This is a genomic window from Halorubrum sp. Boch-26 (assembly GCF_029889805.1).
Taxonomy (GTDB): Archaea; Halobacteriota; Halobacteria; order Halobacteriales; family Haloferacaceae; genus Halorubrum.
The window spans coordinates 18,522-36,701 of record NZ_JARANT010000019.1 but is presented as its reverse complement, the minus strand read 5'-3'; the positions used below and the strand labels follow the sequence as shown (position 1 = coordinate 36,701).

Genomic DNA, 18,180 nt, shown 5'->3' with positions numbered 1-18,180 from the left:
GGGTACCGGCGCCCGATCACCGCGCCGGCGACGACGCCGACGGCGAGGGCCGACGCGACCGCGGCCGCGACCGGGAAGGAGGCGACCGCGACGACCGCGACGGGCAACGCCGCGAAGGCGGCCATCACGCGCGGCGACGGCAGGGGGGCTGACGGGTCGGGACCCGCGTACGGGTCGGGGTGTACGGTGCGTCTGGAAGGGAATCGGTCTCGTGTCATGACGAGGCGGGTGGATGGCGCGAGGACCTCGCGCCGCGGTCAGTGGCTGTTCGTCGGTCGGAGACCGTGTCGCATCCGGTCGGCGTCCGGCGCGAGCCGGACGGAGACATCGCCCGCGACCGGGAGGTCGTTGAGGCGGGGACGGAGACGTCGCCCGCGACCGGGAGGTCGTTGAGGCGGGGACGGAGGTCGACGACATCGACGTCGAGGACGTCCACGTCGTCGCGACCGTCGAACTTCGATCGGACGCCGGCGTGGTGGGCGCCCGCGGCGTCGCGGGGGACCGCCACCCGGAGCGCGATGTCGGTCGCGCGGTGGCAGGGTGGGGCTGCCATACGGACCCGAGAGGAAGTCGATTCCTCGCCCCGAGTCGCTGCCGCTTGAGCTACCGGATCTGCGGTGAAACGACTGAAGCGGTGGGAGGCGGAGAGAAAGCGCCGCGCGCCTCGAGGGGCGGCGGCCGACCGTCCCCGCGTCGGGGTCACGCGGCGACGGCGTCGAGACGAGCGACGACCGGTCCGCGGACCCGCTTCTTGACGCTCCGTAGGGGGGCGAACGTCGGAATGGGGTCGCGGACGGTCATGGGGGGAGTGCCCGGCGGGGGGAGTCCGCTCGGGCGTATGCTTACGCAGAGGAGGAACCGAGTTAATAATTGTCCGTGTGTGCGGATCAATGGCGTGATTCGTCGCTCCGGAAATATTTTTGTTAGTTATCACCCACTGAAGCGACCCGCGAATCGGGTCCGCGGACCAGTACACTAAGGGAGGGAGCCCTCGTACAAACGGTAGACGTGTCCAGCCTGTTGCCGGTCATCGCGGCGATCCTCGTGTCGGGACTCGTCGTCCAACTGGTCGCTCACCGCCTGAAGGTACCGAGTGTCATCTTCTATCTCCTCATCGGAGTCCTGATGGGACCGGAGGTGTTGGGGCTCGTGACGCTCGAAACGTTCGGGAACGGGCTCGAGATCATCGTCGGGATCAGCGTCGCCATCATCGTCTTCGAGGGCGCGTTCGCCCTGCGGATCGAGCGGATCCGCGGTGCGTCGACGGTGTCGCTCCGACTGGTGACGGTCAGCGCACTCGTGATGTTCCTCGGGACGGCGGCCGCGGTTCGGTTCTTCGAGGGCGCCGACTGGGAGATCGCGCTGCTGATCGGGGCGCTGCTCGTGGCGACCGGTCCGACCGTGATCACGCCGATACTCAACGTCGTCCGCGTCAGGGACCACGTCGCGACCGCGCTGGAGACCGAGGGGATCATCAACGACGTGACGGCCGCGATCGTCGCCGTGGTGATCTTCGAGACGCTGCTGCTCGACGACCTCGGGATTCCGGCGACCCTCCTCTCGTTCGTCGAGCGACTCGGCGTCGGGGTGCTCGCGGGGATGCTCGCGACCGTGGTGATCTATTTCCTGTTGGACAGCGATCTGGTCCCCGAACGCGACGTGCAGGCGTCTCAGTTCCTCGTGTTGGCGGCGGCGGTCGGCGCGTTCGCGGCCGCCGAGGTCGTCGCCGCCGAGGCGGGCATCGCAGCGGCGGCGACGAGCGGCATCCTTCTCGGCAACCTCGACATCAACAACAGAGAGGAGATCGAACGGTTCGCAGAGAACACGACGCTCGTCGTGCTCTCGTTCGTGTTCATCTCGCTGGCCGCGCTGATCAACGTGGAGGCGATCGCAGCGCTCGGCCTCGGTGCGATCGGCCTCGTACTCGTGATCATGCTCGTGCTCAGACCGCTGGGAGCGATCATCGCTACCGCCGGCATCGAGCGGTTCACGTGGCCGGAACGGCTGTTCATCGCCGGCGTGGGACCGCGGGGAATTATCCCGGCGAGCGTGGCCACGCTGTTCGCGATCGAACTGGAACTGGCGGGGAACATACAGCAGGGCGAACTGCTGGTCGGGACGGTGTTCGCCGTCATCTTCGCGACGGTCGCGATCGAGGCCGGGCTGGCGCGACAGATCGGCGACGTTCTCGGAGTGTCACCAATGCGCACGATAATCATCGGCGGCGGTCGGGTCGGCCGGGCGCTCGCCACACGACTGGAGCGGCGGGGCGAGTACGTCGTCATCGTCGAGATCGACGACGAAGAGATCGAGCGGGCGCGCTCGCAGGGTTTCACCGTGTACGAGGGCGACGGTAGTGACACGGAGACGCTGCGCGGCGCGGGTATCGAGAAGGCCAAACGCGTGATCACGGTGACCGGCGACGACGACATCAACCTGCTCGCGTGCCAGCTCGCGATCACGAAGTTCGACGTCGAATCGGTGTACTCACGGGTGAACGAGCCGGACAACGTCGAGGCCTTCGACAGCATCGGCGTGAAGGCGATCGACTCGCCGACGGCGACCGCGGTGGCCATCGACGACGAGATCGAGCGGCCGGCGATCACCCACTGGATGACCGAACTGGGCGACAGCCACGACGTCCAAGAGGTCGAGGTGACCGCGACGAACCTCGCCGGGAAGACGATCCGCGACCTCAACGCGCAGATCCCCGACGGCACCTTCGTCGCCGTCGTCAGCCGCGACGGCGAGAACCACGTGCCGTCGGCGGACAGCGTGCTGGAGTACGGCGACCACGTCACCTTCATCGGCGACTCGGACGCGGTCAGGCGCGCGATGGAGCGGTTCCACCCGCACGACTAATGGTTCGATCGGCCGACCGCGATACGGAAGTCTTCCCGTGAAGCGGTGGTCGGCTGTTTATGAATATCTGATCGGAGATCGGCGGTGAACACCTCCAAAGCCCCAGCCGGGAGGCGGGCGCACGCTCGTTGCGTTCCTCACTCAGTCGCTCGCTGCGTTCCTCACTCAGTCGCTCGCTGCGTTCGCTCCCTCGTTGCGGTGCTTGTATCGCCGGCGCCCGCCTCTCGGCTGCCCCTTTGAGTCCCACCCGACCGCACGGCGACCGCGCCGCAGACCTCCCCGGCCTCGTCACCGGCGCTACGCGCCGGTTGTAAGCGAGAGCCTCGCTCTCGTCCTGTCGCTGGCGGCGGCAGCCACCAGCGACTCCCTCGCGCGCGCTCCTCGTGGCCTGTCGGTCACTCGAAGGCACGCGCCACCGCTCCTTCTCAATCGCGAACGAATGGAGCGTGCAGCGCAGGACCCACGTACGGCTCGCGATGCTCGCCGTTCGGTGTGTCCGAAAACGCCCTGACGGAGTCCTGCGCGAGGGAACCGAGCGCAGGGCACGTCAGGACCGAACGCCGCGGCTGCCGAACGAAGTGAGGCAGCCGCAAAGTGAGCGTCCTGACGGAGATTTGAACTCCGGTCCCTGGCTCCGCAAGCCAAGAGGATAGTCCACTACCCTACCAGGACTCAATCAAACGTACCGCGGTAGAACTTAAGACGGTTACGGTCCACGGGCCGCGTGGCGGAAGGTCGCATACGACGCGGGGCGGCGAGCGCGCACGGATTGCACACCTTTTGTATCGAGGGGACCGATGGACCCGTATGACGGAATCCCGATCCGCGACGGCGACGCCGCGGACCCGACCGGCGGCGGGCGCACGTTCGGCCGCGAGACCCCGGCAAGGACAACGCTTATCCGCGGACTCGACAACCGAGGAGGTACGCGTATGGGAGTGATAGAGGACGTCTACGGGAACCTCGACACCGACGTCGAGTTCGAGGAGTTCGAGGCGGCCGTCGAGGATAAAGTCGATCAGATGGGCGGGCTCGCGGACGAGGAGACGGCCGCGATGCTGATCGCCCACGAGCTGCGCGACGAGGAGGCCGACACGATCGCCGACATCGAGCCCGGGATGAACGACGTGAAGTTCCTCGGGAAGGTGACCTCCATCGGCGAGATCCGGACCTTCGAGCGGGACGACGAGGAGTCCGAGGAGGGGCGCGTCTGCAACGTCGACGTCGCGGACGCGTCCGGCTCCGTGCGGGTCGCCCTCTGGGACGAGATGGCCGCGGCGGCCGAAGAGCAGCTGGAGGTCGGACAGGTGCTCCGGGTCATGGGCCGCCCGAAGGAGGGGTACAGCGGCCTCGAAGTCAGCGCCAACAAGGTCGAGCCCGACGAGGACGCGGAGGTCGACGTGCAGGTGCTCGACACCTACCGCGTCGAGGACCTCTCGCTCGGCGCCTCCGACGTCGATCTCGTCGGACAGGTGCTCGACACGGACTCGATCCGAACGTTCGACCGCGACGACGGCAGCGAGGGGCGCGTGGCCAACCTCACCGTCGGCGACGGGACGGGACGCGTGCGCGTCACACTGTGGGACGGCAAGGCCGACCTCGCCGAGGAGTTCGAGGCCGGCGAGGTCGTCGAGGTCGGCGACGGCTACGTCCGCGAGCGCGACGGCGACTTAGAGCTCCACGTCGGCGACCGCGGCACCGTCGAACGCGTCGACGACGACGTCGAGTACGTCCCGGAGACGACGGACATCGACGGCTTGGAGATCGGCGAGACCGTCGATATCGGCGGCGGGGTCATCGAGACTGACCCGAAGCGCACGTTCGACCGCGACGACGGCAGCGAGGGACAGGTTCGAAACGTCCGGATCAAAGACGAGACCGGCGAGATTCGCGTCGCGCTGTGGGGCGACAAGGCCGACCGCGAGATCGATCTGGCGGACCGCGTCGTCTTCACCGACGTGGAGATCCAAGACGGCTGGCAGGACGATCTGGAGGCGTCCGCGAACTGGCGCTCGACGGTCACCGTCCTCGACGAGGGGAGCGACGCGGCGGGCGGCGCTGCGGACGACGGGTCGAGAGCCGGCGAGAACGGCGGCGGTGGTGACGAACACAGCGCGGGTAACACCGGGCTCGGCGCCTTCGCCGGGGACGAACAGAAGGCGGCCACCGAGGCCGTCGCCGGCGAAACCGGCGGAGAAGGAGGCGGCAGCGAGAGCGTGGGGGCCGGCGGCGCCGCAGCCGCGACCGCGGAGCAGTCGGCCGAGGACATCGAGTTCACGGGGACCGTCGTCCAGACCGGCGATCCAGTTGTGTTGGACGACGGCCAGCAGACGAAGAGCATCGAGACGGACGCGAGCCTCCGACTCGGCGAGGAGATCACCGTTCGAGGCGCGGAGCGCGACGGGACGATCCACGCGGAAGACGTGTTCTAGTCGCCGCAGGCGCCCGCCGGCTCGCCGGAGACACCTTCGACGGCGGACGGCGAGCCGTCGCGTGACGCGGGATACCGGAGTCGACCAGCGACGCATCGAGTAGCCGCGACGCCAGTGCTCGGGCGCGGAGACGGCAGTAACGGAAAGCGTTATACGGCACACGGACGCGACTGTGTGTATGAGTGTCGAGTTGCCGTTCGCGCCGGTCGACGGGATCATCCGGCGGAACGCCGGAGAACTCCGCGTCAGCGCCGACGCCGCGGAGGAGCTGGCGCGCCGCATCCAGTCGCACGGCGCGGAGCTCGCGATCGACGCGGCCGAGCGAGCAACCGAGGACGGACGGAAGACGCTGATGGCGTCTGACTTCGACGTCGAGCAGGTGATCGCCCGCGAGGAGCTCACCCTGCCCGTCGCGCCCATCGACCGGATCGCGCGGCTCCGGATCGACGACCGATACCGAGTCGGCGTCGACGCGCGGATCGCGTTGGCCGACATCTTAGAGGACTACGCCGACAACGTCGCGAGCGCGGCCGCGACCCTTGCGCGTCACGCCGACAGACGGACCGTACAGGCCGAGGACATCGAGACGTACTTCGCGCTGTTCGGGTAGATGAAGTTCGGCTACAGCGAACGGTGTCTCGAACACGACACCGGCGAACGGCATCCGGAAAATCCGGACCGACTGCGGGCGATCCGCCGCGGGCTGGCGAAGCGGCACGGCGTCGAGTACGCGGAGGCGGACCCCGCGACCCGCGAGGAGGTCGTCGCGGTCCACGGCGCGGAGTACGTCGACGAACTGGAGGCGTTCGTCGATGGAGGCGGGGGGAGTTGGGACCCCGACACCGTCGCGAGCGAGGGGACGTGGGACGCCGCGCTCACTTCGGCCGGCCTCGCCCAGTGGGCGGCCCGGTCGGCGCTCGACGGGGCCGACGGCCGAGACACTCCGTTCTCGCTCGGCCGCCCACCGGGTCACCACGCGGTCCCCGACGACGCGATGGGGTTCTGTTTTTTCAACAACGCCGCCGTCGCGGCCCAGACCGTCCTCGACGAGGGCGCCGCGGATCGGGTCGCGATTTTTGATTGGGACGTCCACCACGGGAACGGCACCCAAGACGTGTTCTACGACCGGGACGACGTGCTCTACTCGTCGATCCACGAGGACGGGCTCTACCCGGACACCGGCGACCTCGAAGAGATCGGCCGCGACGCCGGTGAGGGGTCCACAGTGAACCTCCCGCTCGCCGCCGGCGCCGGCGACGGCGACTACCGGTACGCCATCGACGAGGCGATCGCGCCGGCCATCGATCGGTTCGACCCCGACCTGCTGATCGTCTCGGCCGGGTTCGACGCCCACCGTCACGACCCGATCTCCCGGATGCGCGTCTCCTCGGAGGGGTACGCGATGATGACCGACCAGATCCGGTCGGTCGCCGACGACGTTGGTGCGGCCGAGGCCTACGTGCTGGAGGGCGGGTACGGGCTCGACACCCTCGCCGAGGGCGTCTCGATGGTCCACGAGACGTACGACGGTCGGACGCCGGTGACCGACGACGAGGAGCCGGACGCGAAGACGGAGTCGCTGGTGGCGGAGTTGCGGGAACTACTCGACCTGTAGACGACGAGACGACCGTTCGGCGAGCGAGAGACGCACCGAACTCGACAAGCGGGTCGCTCTCCGGTCGGCGGGGACAGAAACGCCCGGAGCGGGATTTGAACCCGCGTCACGACCGTGACAGGGTCGTATGATGGGCCACTACACCATCCGGGCAAACAGCGACAGAAACCCCGAACAAGGGGACGCCCGGAGCGGGATTTGAACCCGCGTCACGACCGTGACAGGGTCGTATGATGGGCCACTACACCATCCGGGCTTGTCGCAGTCATTCGTACCCCTGTCTGGCAAATAAGGCTTGTCATCGCCGGCGACGGTGGGGACGGGTGACAGGGGAGAGACGGTCGGGGTCGCCGTCGATCGCGGCGGTACTCTTTTGTAGCATAACCGCATGAGTGAGAGTATCGCACGCCCCGTCGTCGTGAGCCGCGCACGGCGGAGTCGGTTGGCAAGTCTTATTGCGTTGGCGCATATAGCGATCTGTAGTATCTCGTGATAGCTTCTTTCAATAACCACCATCCATGGTAGACGTAAGCCAACACGAACTCGTCCCGGACCACGTCTTGCTCGACTCCGACGAGATCGACGAGGTTCTGGCCGAGTACGACGTGAAGCGGACGAACCTACCGAAGATCAAACGCACGGATCCCGCGCTCCCCGACGAGGCCGAGGTCGGCGACGTGGTGAAGATCGTTCGAAACTCCCGCACGACGGAGGAAGCCGTCGTGTACCGACTAGTCGTCTCATGAACAGGCAAGACCGACGCGTGGTGTCACGCGAGTACTTCTCAGACGAACGGCTCGCCGAGCATCACTTCCGATCGTTCAACAACTTCTTGGACCGCGGTATGCAGGAGGTCGTCGACGAGAAAGAGACGATCGAGACCGACATCGGCGACAAGGAGGGTCAAGAGCCCGTCTACGTCGAGCTCGGCGACGTGCGGATGGTGACCCCGCGCGTCCGCGAGGCCGACGGCTCCGAGGAACTGCTGTACCCACAGGAGGCCCGCCTGCGGAACATCACCTACTCGGCGCCCGTGTTCATGGAGATGTCCATCGTGCGCGGCGGCGAGGACGAGCCCGAGCAGGTCGTCGACACGACCGAGACGAAGGTCGGCCGGATGCCGATCATGGTCGGCTCGAACAAGTGTAACATGGCCGGCTTCTCCGACGAGGAGCTCATCGACATCGGCGAGGACCCCGTCGACCCCGGCGGCTACTTCATCGTCAACGGCTCCGAGCGCGTGCTGATGACCTCGGAGGACCTCGCGCCGAACAAGATCCTCGCGGAGTACGACTCGAAGTACGGCGACGAGATCCAGGTCGCCAAGACGTTCTCCCAGCGCCGCGGCTACCGCGCGCTGGTCCTCTGCGAGCGCAACCGCGAAGGGCTGCTCGAAGTGTCGTTCCCGTCCGTTTCGGGATCGATCGACTTCGTGACGCTCGTTCGCGCGCTCGGACTGGAGTCGGACGAGGAGATCGTCCACCGCGTCTCGGACGACCCCGAGATCGTGAAGTTCATGCTGGAGAACTTAGAGGAGGCGGAGGTGCAGACGACCGAGGGGGCCATCGAGACCCTCGGCGAGCGCGTCGCCTCCGGCCAAGGGAAGAACTACCAGCTCAAGCGGGCGAACTACGTCATCGACCGCTACCTCCTTCCGCACCTCCACGAGGAGGGCGTCGAGGAGGAGGACGTGCGCATCAACAAGGCGTACTATCTCTGTCGGATGGCCGAGGCGTGCTTCGAACTCGCCTTGAGCCGCCGCGAGTCCGACGACAAGGACCACTACGCCAACAAGCGCCTGAAGGTCTCCGGCGACCTGATGCGCGACCTGTTCCGGACCGCCCTGAACAAGCTGGCGCGAGACGTGAAGTACCAGCTGGAGCGCGCGAACATGCGGAACCGGCAGCTCACCGTCAACACGGTCGTCCGCTCGGACGTGCTGACAGAGCGGCTCGAACACCCGATCGCGACGGGGAACTGGGTCGGCGGCCGCTCGGGCGTCTCCCAGCTCGTCGACCGGACGGACTACATGGGCGTGCTCTCGCACCTGCGACGCCTGCGGTCGCCGCTGTCGCGGTCGCAGCCGCACTTCGAGGCGCGGGACCTCCACGCGACCCAGTGGGGTCGCATCTGTCCCTCCGAGACCCCGGAGGGACCGAACTGCGGGCTCGTGAAGAACTTCGCGCAGTCGATGGAGCTGTCGCAGACGGTCGAGGACGAACAGGGGCTGAAACGAGAACTGGCGTCGATGGGTGTCGAGGGGATCCCCGGCATCGAGGGCGTCGATCGACAGACGGCGGACGACTAATATGGCTCAGGCAGAACGCGAAGCGAAGGTGTACGTCAACGGGAGTCTCGTCGGGACCCATCCGGACCCCGAGGCCCTCGCCGAACAGATCCGCGAGGCGCGCCGTCGAGGCGACGTCTCGGACATGGTGAACGTCTCGGTCAAGGACCGGACCCAAGAAGTGATCGTCAACGCGGACGCGGGGCGCGCCCGCCGACCGCTGATCGTCGTCGAGAACGGCGAACCCCTCTTGGGCGACGAGGAAGTCGACGCGCTCGAACGCGGCGACATCGAGTTCGACGACCTCATCGACCGCGGCTACGTCGAGTTCATCGACGCCGAGGAGGAGGAGGACATCCTCGTCGCCGTCGACGAGGAGGATGTGACCGAGGACCACACGCACCTCGAGATCGACCCGCAGCTCGTGTTCGGTATCGGCGCGGGGATGATCCCCTACCCCGAGCACAACGCGAGCCCCCGGATTACGATGGGCGCGGGGATGATGAAGCAGTCGCTCGGGCTCCCCTCCGCCAACTACCGGATCCGACCGGACACGCGTCAGCACCTGCTGCACTACCCGCAGCTGGCGATGGTGAAGACGCAGACGTCCGACCAGATCAGCTTCGACAAGCGGCCGGCGGCGCAGAACTTCGTCGTCGCCGTGATGTCCTACGAGGGCTTCAACATCGAGGACGCCCTGGTGATGAACCAGGGCTCCGTCGACCGCGCGCTCACCCGCTCGCACTTCTTCCGGACCTACGAGGGCGAGGAGCGCCGGTACCCCGGCGGCCAAGAGGACCGCTTCGAGATCCCCGAGCAAGATGTTCGCGGCGCGCGCGGCGAGGACGCGTACACCCACCTCGACGAGGACGGTCTCGTCAACCCGGAGACGAAGGTCGACGAGTCCTCGGTCCTGCTCGGCAAGACCAGTCCGCCGCGCTTCCTCGAAGAGCCCGACGACATGGGCGGGCTCTCTCCCCAGAAGCGCCGGGAGACCAGTGTGACGATGCGCTCTGGCGAGTCCGGCGTCGTCGACACGGTGACGCTGATGGAGGGCGAGGACGGCTCCAAGCTCTCGAAGGTGAAGGTGCGCGACCAGCGCGTGCCCGAGCTGGGCGACAAGTTCGCGTCTCGACACGGCCAGAAGGGCGTCGTCGGCCACCTCGCCCCGCAGGAGGACATGCCCTTTACCGAGGAGGGGGTCGTTCCCGACCTCGTGATGAACCCGCACGCGCTGCCGTCGCGGATGACGGTCGGTCACGTGCTGGAGATGCTCGGCGGGAAGGTCGGCTCGCTGCGCGGTTCGCGGGTCGACGGCACGCCGTTCCAGGGCGAAGACGAGGAGGAGCTCCGGAGCGGCCTGGAGGAGCACGGCTTCAAGTCGTCCGGCAAGGAGGTCATGTACTCCGGCGTCACCGGCGAGAAGATCGACGCGGAGATCTTCGTCGGGACGATCTTCTACCACAAGCTGTACCACATGGTGTCGAACAAGCTCCACGCCCGCTCGCGCGGGCCGGTACAAGTGCTCACGCGCCAGCCGACCGAGGGGCGGGCCCGCGAGGGCGGCCTGCGCGTCGGGGAGATGGAGCGCGACACGATCATCGGCCACGGCGCGTCGATGGTGCTCAACGAACGGCTCTTGGAGTCCTCCGACGCCGAGACGGTCCACGTCTCCGCTGAGACGGGGCTCGTCGCCGTCGAGGACCGCGAACAGCGCCGCGTGTACGACCCCGTCACGGGCGACGAAGACGACATCCACGAGCTCGAGGTGAGCTACGCGTTCAAGCTCCTCCTCGACGAGATGATCGCCCTCGGCATCCGACCGAGACTCGAACTGGAGGACGCGATTTAAATGTCAATGCAAACACCGAAAGTGCTCGGCGGCATCGACTTCGGCCTCATGGACCCGGAGACGTACCGGGACATGTCGGCGACGAAGGTGATCACGGCCGACACGTACGACGACGACGGCTACCCGATCGACATGGGGCTGATGGACCCGCGGCTCGGCGTCATCGACCCCGGCTTAGAGTGTCGGACCTGCGGCTCCCACTCCGGCTCCTGTAACGGCCACTTCGGCCACATCGAACTGGCCGCGCCCGTCATCCACGTGGGGTTCACGAAGCTCATCCGGCGGCTGCTCCGCTCGACGTGTCGCGAGTGTGGGAAGCTCGCCTTAGACGAGGCGCAGCGCGACGAGTTCCGCGACCGATACGAGCGCGCGAAGGAGCTCGGCAACGACGAACACGACGTGTTGAAGGCCGCCGTCCGGCAGGCCCGGAAGGCGAAGACCTGTCCGTTCTGCGGCGAGCCGCAGGCGGACATCAAACACGAGAAGCCGACAACGTACTACGAGGTCCAGGACGTGCTCTCGGGCGATTACTCCGAGCGCATCGCGGCCGCGATGCAGCCCGACGAGGAGGAAGACGACCCGGGCACCTCGCCGCAGGAGCTCGCCGAGAAGACCGACATCGCCGTGGACCGGGTCAACGATATCATGGCCGGGGAGTTCCGCCCGCGTAAGGAGGACCGCCGCGCCATCGAGAAGGCGCTCGACGTCGACCTCACTGAAGAAGACATGAACAAGCTGATGCCCTCGGACATCCGCGACTGGTTCGAGGACATTCCGAACGAGGACCTCGAGGTCCTCGGAATCGACGCGCAGGACTCCCGTCCGGAGTGGATGATCCTGACGGTTCTCCCCGTCCCGCCGGTGACCACGCGGCCCTCCATCACGCTCGACAACGGCCAGCGCTCCGAGGACGACCTCACGCACAAGCTGGTCGACATCATCCGGATCAACCAGCGGTTCATGGAGAACCGCGAGGCCGGCGCCCCGCAGCTGATCATCGAGGACCTCTGGGAGCTGCTCCAGTACCACGTCACCACGTTCGTCGACAACGAGATCAGCGGGACGCCGCCGGCGCGACACCGCTCCGGCCGTCCGCTCAAGACCCTCAGCCAGCGGCTGAAAGGGAAGGAGGGTCGCTTCCGCGGCTCGCTGTCGGGGAAGCGCGTCAACTTCTCCGCCCGGACCGTCATCTCCCCGGACCCGACGCTCTCCCTGAACGAGGTCGGCGTCCCCGACCGGGTCGCCATGGAGATGACCCAGACCCTCAACGTCACCGAACGTAACGTCGAGGAGGCGCGTCAGTACGTCCGGAACGGGCCGGAGGCGCACCCGGGCGCGAACTACGTCCGACGACCGGACGGGCGTCGCCTGAAGGTGACCGAGAAGAACTGCGAGGAGCTCGCCGAGAAGGTCGAGGCCGACTGGGAGGTCAACCGCCACCTCGTCGACGGCGACATCGTGATCTTCAACCGGCAGCCCTCGCTGCACCGGATGTCCATCATGGCTCACGAGGTCGTGGTGATGCCGTACAAGACGTTCCGGCTCAACACCGTCGTCTGTCCGCCGTACAACGCCGACTTCGACGGCGACGAGATGAACATGCACGCGCTCCAGAACGAGGAGGCCCGCGCCGAGGCGCGCGTCCTCATGCGCGTGCAAGAGCAGATCCTCTCGCCGCGGTTCGGCGGGAACATCATCGGCGCGATCCAGGACCACATCTCCGGGACGTACCTGCTCACGCACTCGAACCCCGAGTTCACCGAGACGCAGGCGCTGGACCTGCTCCGGGCGACCCGGGTGGACGAGTTGCCCGACGCCGACGGCGTCGACGACGACGGCCGCGAGTACTGGACCGGGCGGACGCTGTTCTCCGAGCTACTGCCCGACGACCTCACGCTGCATTTCTCGTCGTCGACCGGCGACGACGTGATCATCGAGAACGGTCAGCTGATCGAGGGGACGATCGATGAGGACGCGGTCGGCGCGTTCGGCGGCGAGGTCGTCGACACCCTCACCAAAGAGTACGGTGAGACGCGCTCGCGCGTGTTCATCAACGAGATCGCGGCGCTGGCGATGCGCGCGATCATGCACTTCGGGTTCTCGATCGGGATCGACGACGAGTCGATCCCGCCGGAGGCCGAAGAGCAGGTCGACGACGCGATCGAGAGCGCCTACGACCGCGTCCAAGAGCTGATCGCGACGTACGATGCCGGGGAGCTGGAGTCGCTACCCGGCCGCGGCGTCGACGAGACCCTGGAGATGAAGATCATGCAGACGCTCGGAAAGGCCCGCGACTCGGCCGGGGAGATCGCCGACCAGCACTTCGGCGACGACAACCCGGCGGTTGTGATGGCTCGCTCCGGCGCGCGTGGGTCGATGCTGAACCTGACGCAGATGGCCGGCTCCGTCGGCCAACAGGCGGTTCGGGGCGAGCGCATCAACCGCGGCTACGAGGACCGGACGCTCTCCCACTACAAGGAGAACGACCTCTCCGCGGAGGCGCGCGGCTTCGTCGAGAACTCCTATCGCGGCGGGCTCACGCCCGAGGAGTTCTTCTTCCACGCGATGGGCGGCCGCGAGGGGCTCGTCGACACGGCGGTCCGAACCTCCAAGTCCGGCTACCTGCAGCGCCGGCTCATCAACGCGCTCTCCGAGCTGGAGGCGCAGTACGACGGGACGGTGCGAGACACCTCGGGCCGGATCGTCCAGTTCGAGTTCGGCGAGGACGGCACCTCGCCGGTGAAGGTGTCCTCGGGCGAGGGCGACGGTATCGACGTCGACGACATCGTCGACCGCGTCGTCGACTCGGAGTTCGAGTCCGACGACGAGAAGGAGCGGTTCCTCGGCGAGCGCACGCCGCCGACGAACCTCTCCGAGCACGCCGGACCCGGCCTGAACAAGGCTTCGGGGGTGGAGTCGGATGACTGAATACGAGCACGTCACCGACGACATGGAGGCGGTCGTGGAGGCGACGGAGCTTCCCAGCCGCCTCAAGAGCGAGGTGTACGAGGCCCTCGAAACGAAGGCGGAGGAGACGGGTGATATCACCGTCGAGCAGGCCACCGAGGTCGCGACGGGCGTCGAGAATCGCTACATCGAGACGCGGGTGGATCCCTTGGACCCTGTGGGCACCGTTTCTGCCCAATCGATCGGTGAGCCCGGGACACAGATGACAATGAATACGTTTCATTACGCTGGCGTCGCAGAAATCGACGTTACCCAAGGGCTCCCCCGGCTCATCGAGCTGGTGGACGCCCGGAAGACGCCGGACACGCCGATGATGACCGTCCACCTCGAGGGCGAGTACGCGACGGACCGCGAGAAGGCCCACGAGGTCGTCTGGTCCATCGAGGCGACGCGCATCCTCGCGCTCGGCGACGTGTCGACGAACGTCGCCGACATGCTGGTGCGGATCGACCTGAACGACGACACGCTGTTGGAGCGGTGGCCGACCCACACCGACCCCTCGGAGGTCGCCGAGATCATCGCCGAGACCATCGAGGACTCGCTCGGCGTCGACACCCGACAGTCGGGGACCGTCGTCGAGTTCGGCCCGAGCGAACCCAGCTACCGCGAGCTGCTCCAGCTGGTCGAGCGGCTCCGCGAGATAGTCTTCAAGGGAATCGAGGAGATCGAACGCGTCGTCATCCGGAAAGAAGAGATCGGCGGCGACGAGGAGTTCGTCCTCTACACCGAGGGGTCGGCGTTCGGCGACGCCCTCGACATCGAGGGCGTCGACGCCTCGCGGACGACGTGCAACAACATCCACGAGATCTACCGCAACCTCGGCGTCGAGGCCGCCCGCGAGACGATCATCGACGAGACGAAGAACACGCTCGAAGAGCAGGGGCTCGACGATGTGAACGTCCGCCACCTGATGCTCGTGGCCGACATCATGACGAACAACGGCGAGATCGAGTCGATCGGTCGCCACGGTATCTCGGGGTCGAAGGACTCCGTGCTCGCGCGCGCGGCGTTCGAGGTGACGGTCAATCACCTGCTCGACGCCGCGATCCACGGCGAGTACGACGAGCTCGACGGCGTCATCGAGAACGTCATCGCAGGCAAACCGATCTCGCTCGGCACCGGCGACGTCGACCTCCGGATGGGGTCGCGCGTCGTGGGCGACGACTGATGTACGTCGAGCTCTCCGACGAGGCGCGGCGCTACATCGGTCGCTTCGACGAGCTGACCGGGGTCGCGCCGAAGGACTGCCTCGTGGAGGGCGATCGGCTCGTGTTTCTCGTGCCGGCCGGCGAGATGGCCGCCGCGATCGGCCAGGCGGGCGAGACAGTCGAGGAGGCGGAGCGGCGGCTCGGCAAGTCCGTCGAGCTGGTGGAGGACGCGGACACGCCGGAGGCGTTCGTCGCGAGCGCGCTCGCGCCCGCGGCGGTCAACGCCGTGACGATCTCCGAGCAGAACGACCGGGTCGCGTACGTCGAGGTGCCGGATCCGGACCGCGGCGTCGCCATCGGCGCCGACGGCACCAACATCGAGACGGCCCGGACGCTGGCGAAGCGCCACCACGACATCGACGACGTGCAGCTGACGTAGAGGCGAACCCGCGTCCTTTTATCCGTGACTCCGTTTTTCGACCCATGAACCGCAGACGCTTCCTCGCGGGTCTCGGGACCGGAACCGCGGTCGGGATCGCCGGCTGTTCCGGCGATGAGGGCTCCGTCGGCCCGCTCAACGGAGGTCCAGACCGCCCGTTCGCCGACGCCGACTGGCGCGACGGCGACGGGCTCGCGCTTGGTACACTCGCAGAGGCGCACACCGGCGCGTTCGTCGACGCGGGGGGGTTTACGCTGTTCTCGACCGCGGAGACGAGCCACGACGGCGGCGCGGAGCCGGCCCCGTGGCTGCCCTCGCAGACCTACGAGTCCGGGTACGACATCGCGAACGGTCGGCAGTACGTGCGACAGGAGATAACGGAGACGTCGGAGGCGGACGTCACGGAGCTGTACGTCGCCGACGGCGAGCTGCTGTTTCGACGGCGGGCCGACGGCGAGACGCAGTACGACCGCCAGTCGGCGGATCGCTCCGCGGCCGACCTCGAAGACTCGATGCGGCAGGAGGCGCTGACCGGGATCCGCGTCGAGGGTGAGACGGAGACCGGCGAGACGCGGTACGAGGGGCTGAACCGCTGGAACCCGACGAGCGACGGGGAGGGCCAGGTTCGCGGCGAGCGGACGGCGCGGTTCACCGCCGACGCGTTCGACGGCGACCGGAACATCCCCGAGACCGTCGAGACCGCGTCGGCGACGGCGTACGTGTACGAGGCCGGCGTCGTCCCGCGACTCGAACAGTCGTGGGCGGGCGAACACGACGGGCGGGGGGCGACTGTCGACGTCGACATCGACTACCGCGACCCCGGGGCGGAGATCCCTGAGCCCGACTGGGCCGCCGACGCCCGCGAGGCGACGAGCGAGTGAGCGGTCAGACGTGAGCGGCCGGCGATCGGCGGTCAGACGTGAGCGGCCGGCGATCGGCAGCCGGACGTGAGCGACCGATCGCGGGCGACGAATAACGTCCGCTCGCACCGGCTTACCGCCTCAGCGTGGACGAGCGGCGGTTGTTTTGGATCCGCCTGTCGTTCGAAACACTCTCAGAACGGACGAGAGGTACCGTTCGGGCGATCTGAGGCCGTTTCGTCGCGTCGAAAGACGACGCTTAAGTAGCTCCGTTTGGAAGTAGACGTACGATGGCGAACGGCAAATACGCGGCCCGTAAGCTCAAACAGGACCGGCAGAAGCGCCGCTGGTCCGACTCCGAGTACGCTCGGCGAGAGCGCGGGCTCAAGAAGAAGTCCGACCCCCTCGAGGGCGCCCCGCAGGCTCGCGGGATCGTTCTGGAGAAGGTCGGGATCGAGGCAAAGCAGCCGAATTCGGCGATCCGAAAGTGTGTCCGCGTTCAGCTCATCAAGAACGGGAAGCAGGTCACCGCGTTCTGTCCCGGTGACGGTGCAATCTCGTTCATCGACGAGCACGACGAGGTCACGATCGCCGGGATCGGCGGGGCCAAGGGTCGCGCGATGGGCGACCTCTCCGGTGTCAACTACAAGGTGGAGAAGGTCAACGGCGTCTCCATGATCGAACTGGTTCGCGGAAACGCGGAGAAGCCCGTCAGATGAGCGGGGAAGAGACCGAGGCGGAGTCCGACGCGGACGTCGCCGCCGACGAGCCGGAGCCGGACGCGCCCGCCGCAAGCGAGGCCGCCAACGAGAACGCCACGCTGTTCGGCGTCTGGGACGTTACCGAGATCGCCTACGAGGACCCCTCGACGAAGCGGTACATGACGGTGACGCCCATCGCCCACACCATGGGCCGTCACGCGTCAAAACAGTTCAAGAAGAGCGAGATCTCCCTGGTCGAGCGACTGATCAACCGCCTGATGCAGACCGACGAGAACACGGGCAAGAAGCAGCAGGCGACACGGATCGTCCGCGACGCCTTCGACATCGTCCACGACCGGACCGAGGAGAACCCGGCTCAGGTCCTCGTGACGGCCGTCGAAAACGCCGCGCCCCGCGAGGAGACCGTTCGCCTGAAGTACGGCGGCATCTCCGTTCCCAAGGCGGTCGACGTCGCGCCCCAGCGCCGCGTCGACCAGGCGCTGCTGTTCATCTCCGACGGCGTCGCCAGCGCGACGTACAAGTCGACGACGTCCGCCGCCGAGGCGCTCGCCGACGAGCTCGTCACGGCCGCGGACTACGACGCCGACCGCTCCTACTCTATCTCGCAGAAGGAAGAGCGCGAGCGCGTCGCCGCCGCGGCCCGCTAACGCCGGTTCCGACGTCGAACCGACGGGACGCGTTTCGCGGGTTTCCGTTTCGACTCACATACGGAGCGGCGGCGCCGTTCGGCGTTGAGATGCGTGTCTCAAGTCGGGAGGGTCACGACCGATAGCGGGAGTGGGTGACGTAGGTCGGCGGTGACAAAACCGCATTCGAACAATCGTGGTCGGCAACGACGATCGCTTATAAAAGAACGATGCGGTGGCGCGCCCCGGTGAGCGGCCCTTTGGGCCGCGAGCCGACGGTGCGAGGGACGCCGCGAGCGAAGCGAGCGGCGAGGCTGGGGAGGCGTGAGGCGCGGTTGCCGTGCGGGTGGCCGGGACTTAACGGGGCAGT

14 protein-coding genes and 3 tRNA genes are annotated in these 18,180 nt (G+C 67.3%); 13 read left to right on the top strand and 4 right to left on the bottom strand.

All coding sequences use genetic code 11. The features are described from left to right. Positions 1–214: 214 nt before the first annotated feature. Positions 215–553 (bottom strand): hypothetical protein, encoded by a 339-nt coding sequence (locus OQF71_RS04665; protein ID WP_280586111.1) that lies wholly within the window; start codon positions 551–553, stop codon positions 215–217. 467 nt (positions 554–1,020) lie between these two features. Between OQF71_RS04665 and OQF71_RS04660 the strand changes: the two genes are divergently transcribed. Next, positions 1,021–2,862 carry a cation:proton antiporter gene (locus OQF71_RS04660; protein ID WP_280586109.1) on the top strand — a complete coding sequence of 614 codons (1,842 nt, stop codon included), beginning with the start codon at positions 1,021–1,023 and terminating at the stop codon, positions 2,860–2,862. A 599-nt stretch (positions 2,863–3,461) separates the two neighbouring features. Here the strand turns inward: OQF71_RS04660 and OQF71_RS04655 are convergent. Continuing rightward, positions 3,462–3,534, bottom strand: a tRNA-Arg gene (locus OQF71_RS04655). Positions 3,535–3,794: 260 nt separating this feature from the next. On the opposite strand from OQF71_RS04655, the gene OQF71_RS04650 reads away from it, so the two are divergent. The 3 genes from OQF71_RS04650 (at position 3,795) to OQF71_RS04640 (ending at position 6,909) form a co-directional block, all read left to right on the top strand. Next, a complete protein-coding gene (locus OQF71_RS04650; protein WP_280586108.1) occupies positions 3,795–5,294 on the top strand; it encodes a single-stranded DNA binding protein in 1,500 nt (499 codons plus the stop codon). A gap of 178 nt (positions 5,295–5,472) precedes the next feature. Continuing rightward, positions 5,473–5,904: a histone gene (locus tag OQF71_RS04645; protein ID WP_280586107.1), complete on the top strand. Its 432-nt coding sequence runs from the start codon at positions 5,473–5,475 to the stop codon at positions 5,902–5,904. Further along, entirely contained in the window at positions 5,905–6,909 is a 1,005-nt protein-coding gene (locus tag OQF71_RS04640) for a histone deacetylase (RefSeq protein ID WP_280586105.1), read from the top strand. It begins immediately after the preceding gene. 80 nt (positions 6,910–6,989) lie between these two features. Here OQF71_RS04640 and OQF71_RS04635 read toward each other — a convergent pair. Together OQF71_RS04635 and OQF71_RS04630 are read right to left on the bottom strand one after the other, a co-directional pair. Beyond that, a tRNA-Asp gene (locus OQF71_RS04635) sits at positions 6,990–7,062 on the bottom strand. Between the two features lie 30 nt (positions 7,063–7,092). After that, a tRNA-Asp gene (locus tag OQF71_RS04630) sits at positions 7,093–7,165 on the bottom strand. Positions 7,166–7,427: 262 nt separating this feature from the next. Between OQF71_RS04630 and OQF71_RS04625 the strand changes: the two genes are divergently transcribed. The 9 genes from OQF71_RS04625 to OQF71_RS04585 all read left to right on the top strand — a co-directional run bounded on the left by OQF71_RS04625 (position 7,428) and on the right by OQF71_RS04585 (position 17,831). After that, complete coding sequence (locus OQF71_RS04625; protein ID WP_280586104.1) at positions 7,428–7,655, top strand: DNA-directed RNA polymerase subunit H; 228 nt, start codon at positions 7,428–7,430, stop codon at positions 7,653–7,655. Further along, on the top strand, positions 7,652–9,217 hold the full coding sequence (locus OQF71_RS04620; RefSeq protein WP_280586103.1) for a DNA-directed RNA polymerase subunit B'': 1,566 nt from the start codon (positions 7,652–7,654) through the stop codon (positions 9,215–9,217). The genes OQF71_RS04625 and OQF71_RS04620 overlap by 4 nt, the downstream gene beginning before the upstream one ends. 1 nt (position 9,218) lies before the next feature. Then, positions 9,219–11,048 carry a DNA-directed RNA polymerase subunit B gene (rpoB, locus tag OQF71_RS04615; RefSeq protein WP_280586102.1) on the top strand — a complete coding sequence of 610 codons (1,830 nt, stop codon included), beginning with the start codon at positions 9,219–9,221 and terminating at the stop codon, positions 11,046–11,048. Positions 11,049–11,054: 6 nt separating this feature from the next. After that, positions 11,055–13,976 (top strand): DNA-directed RNA polymerase subunit A', encoded by a 2,922-nt coding sequence (locus OQF71_RS04610; RefSeq protein ID WP_280586115.1) that lies wholly within the window; start codon positions 11,055–11,057, stop codon positions 13,974–13,976. Beyond that, entirely contained in the window at positions 13,969–15,183 is a 1,215-nt protein-coding gene (gene rpoA2, locus OQF71_RS04605; RefSeq protein ID WP_280586101.1) for a DNA-directed RNA polymerase subunit A'', read from the top strand. Before OQF71_RS04610 ends, rpoA2 begins: the two co-directional genes overlap by 8 nt. Continuing rightward, positions 15,183–15,602, top strand: a complete 420-nt coding sequence (locus OQF71_RS04600) for a NusA-like transcription termination signal-binding factor (protein ID WP_280586100.1) — start codon at positions 15,183–15,185, stop codon at positions 15,600–15,602. The genes rpoA2 and OQF71_RS04600 overlap by 1 nt, the downstream gene beginning before the upstream one ends. A 44-nt stretch (positions 15,603–15,646) precedes the next feature. After that, complete coding sequence (locus OQF71_RS04595; protein ID WP_280586099.1) at positions 15,647–16,483, top strand: hypothetical protein; 837 nt, start codon at positions 15,647–15,649, stop codon at positions 16,481–16,483. A 269-nt stretch (positions 16,484–16,752) separates the two neighbouring features. After that, positions 16,753–17,181 (top strand): 30S ribosomal protein S12, encoded by a 429-nt coding sequence (locus tag OQF71_RS04590; RefSeq protein ID WP_004048726.1) that lies wholly within the window; start codon positions 16,753–16,755, stop codon positions 17,179–17,181. Continuing rightward, positions 17,178–17,831, top strand: coding sequence for a 30S ribosomal protein S7 (locus OQF71_RS04585; protein ID WP_280586095.1), 654 nt, complete (start codon positions 17,178–17,180; stop codon positions 17,829–17,831). Before OQF71_RS04590 ends, OQF71_RS04585 begins: the two co-directional genes overlap by 4 nt. Positions 17,832–18,180 lie beyond the last annotated feature (349 nt).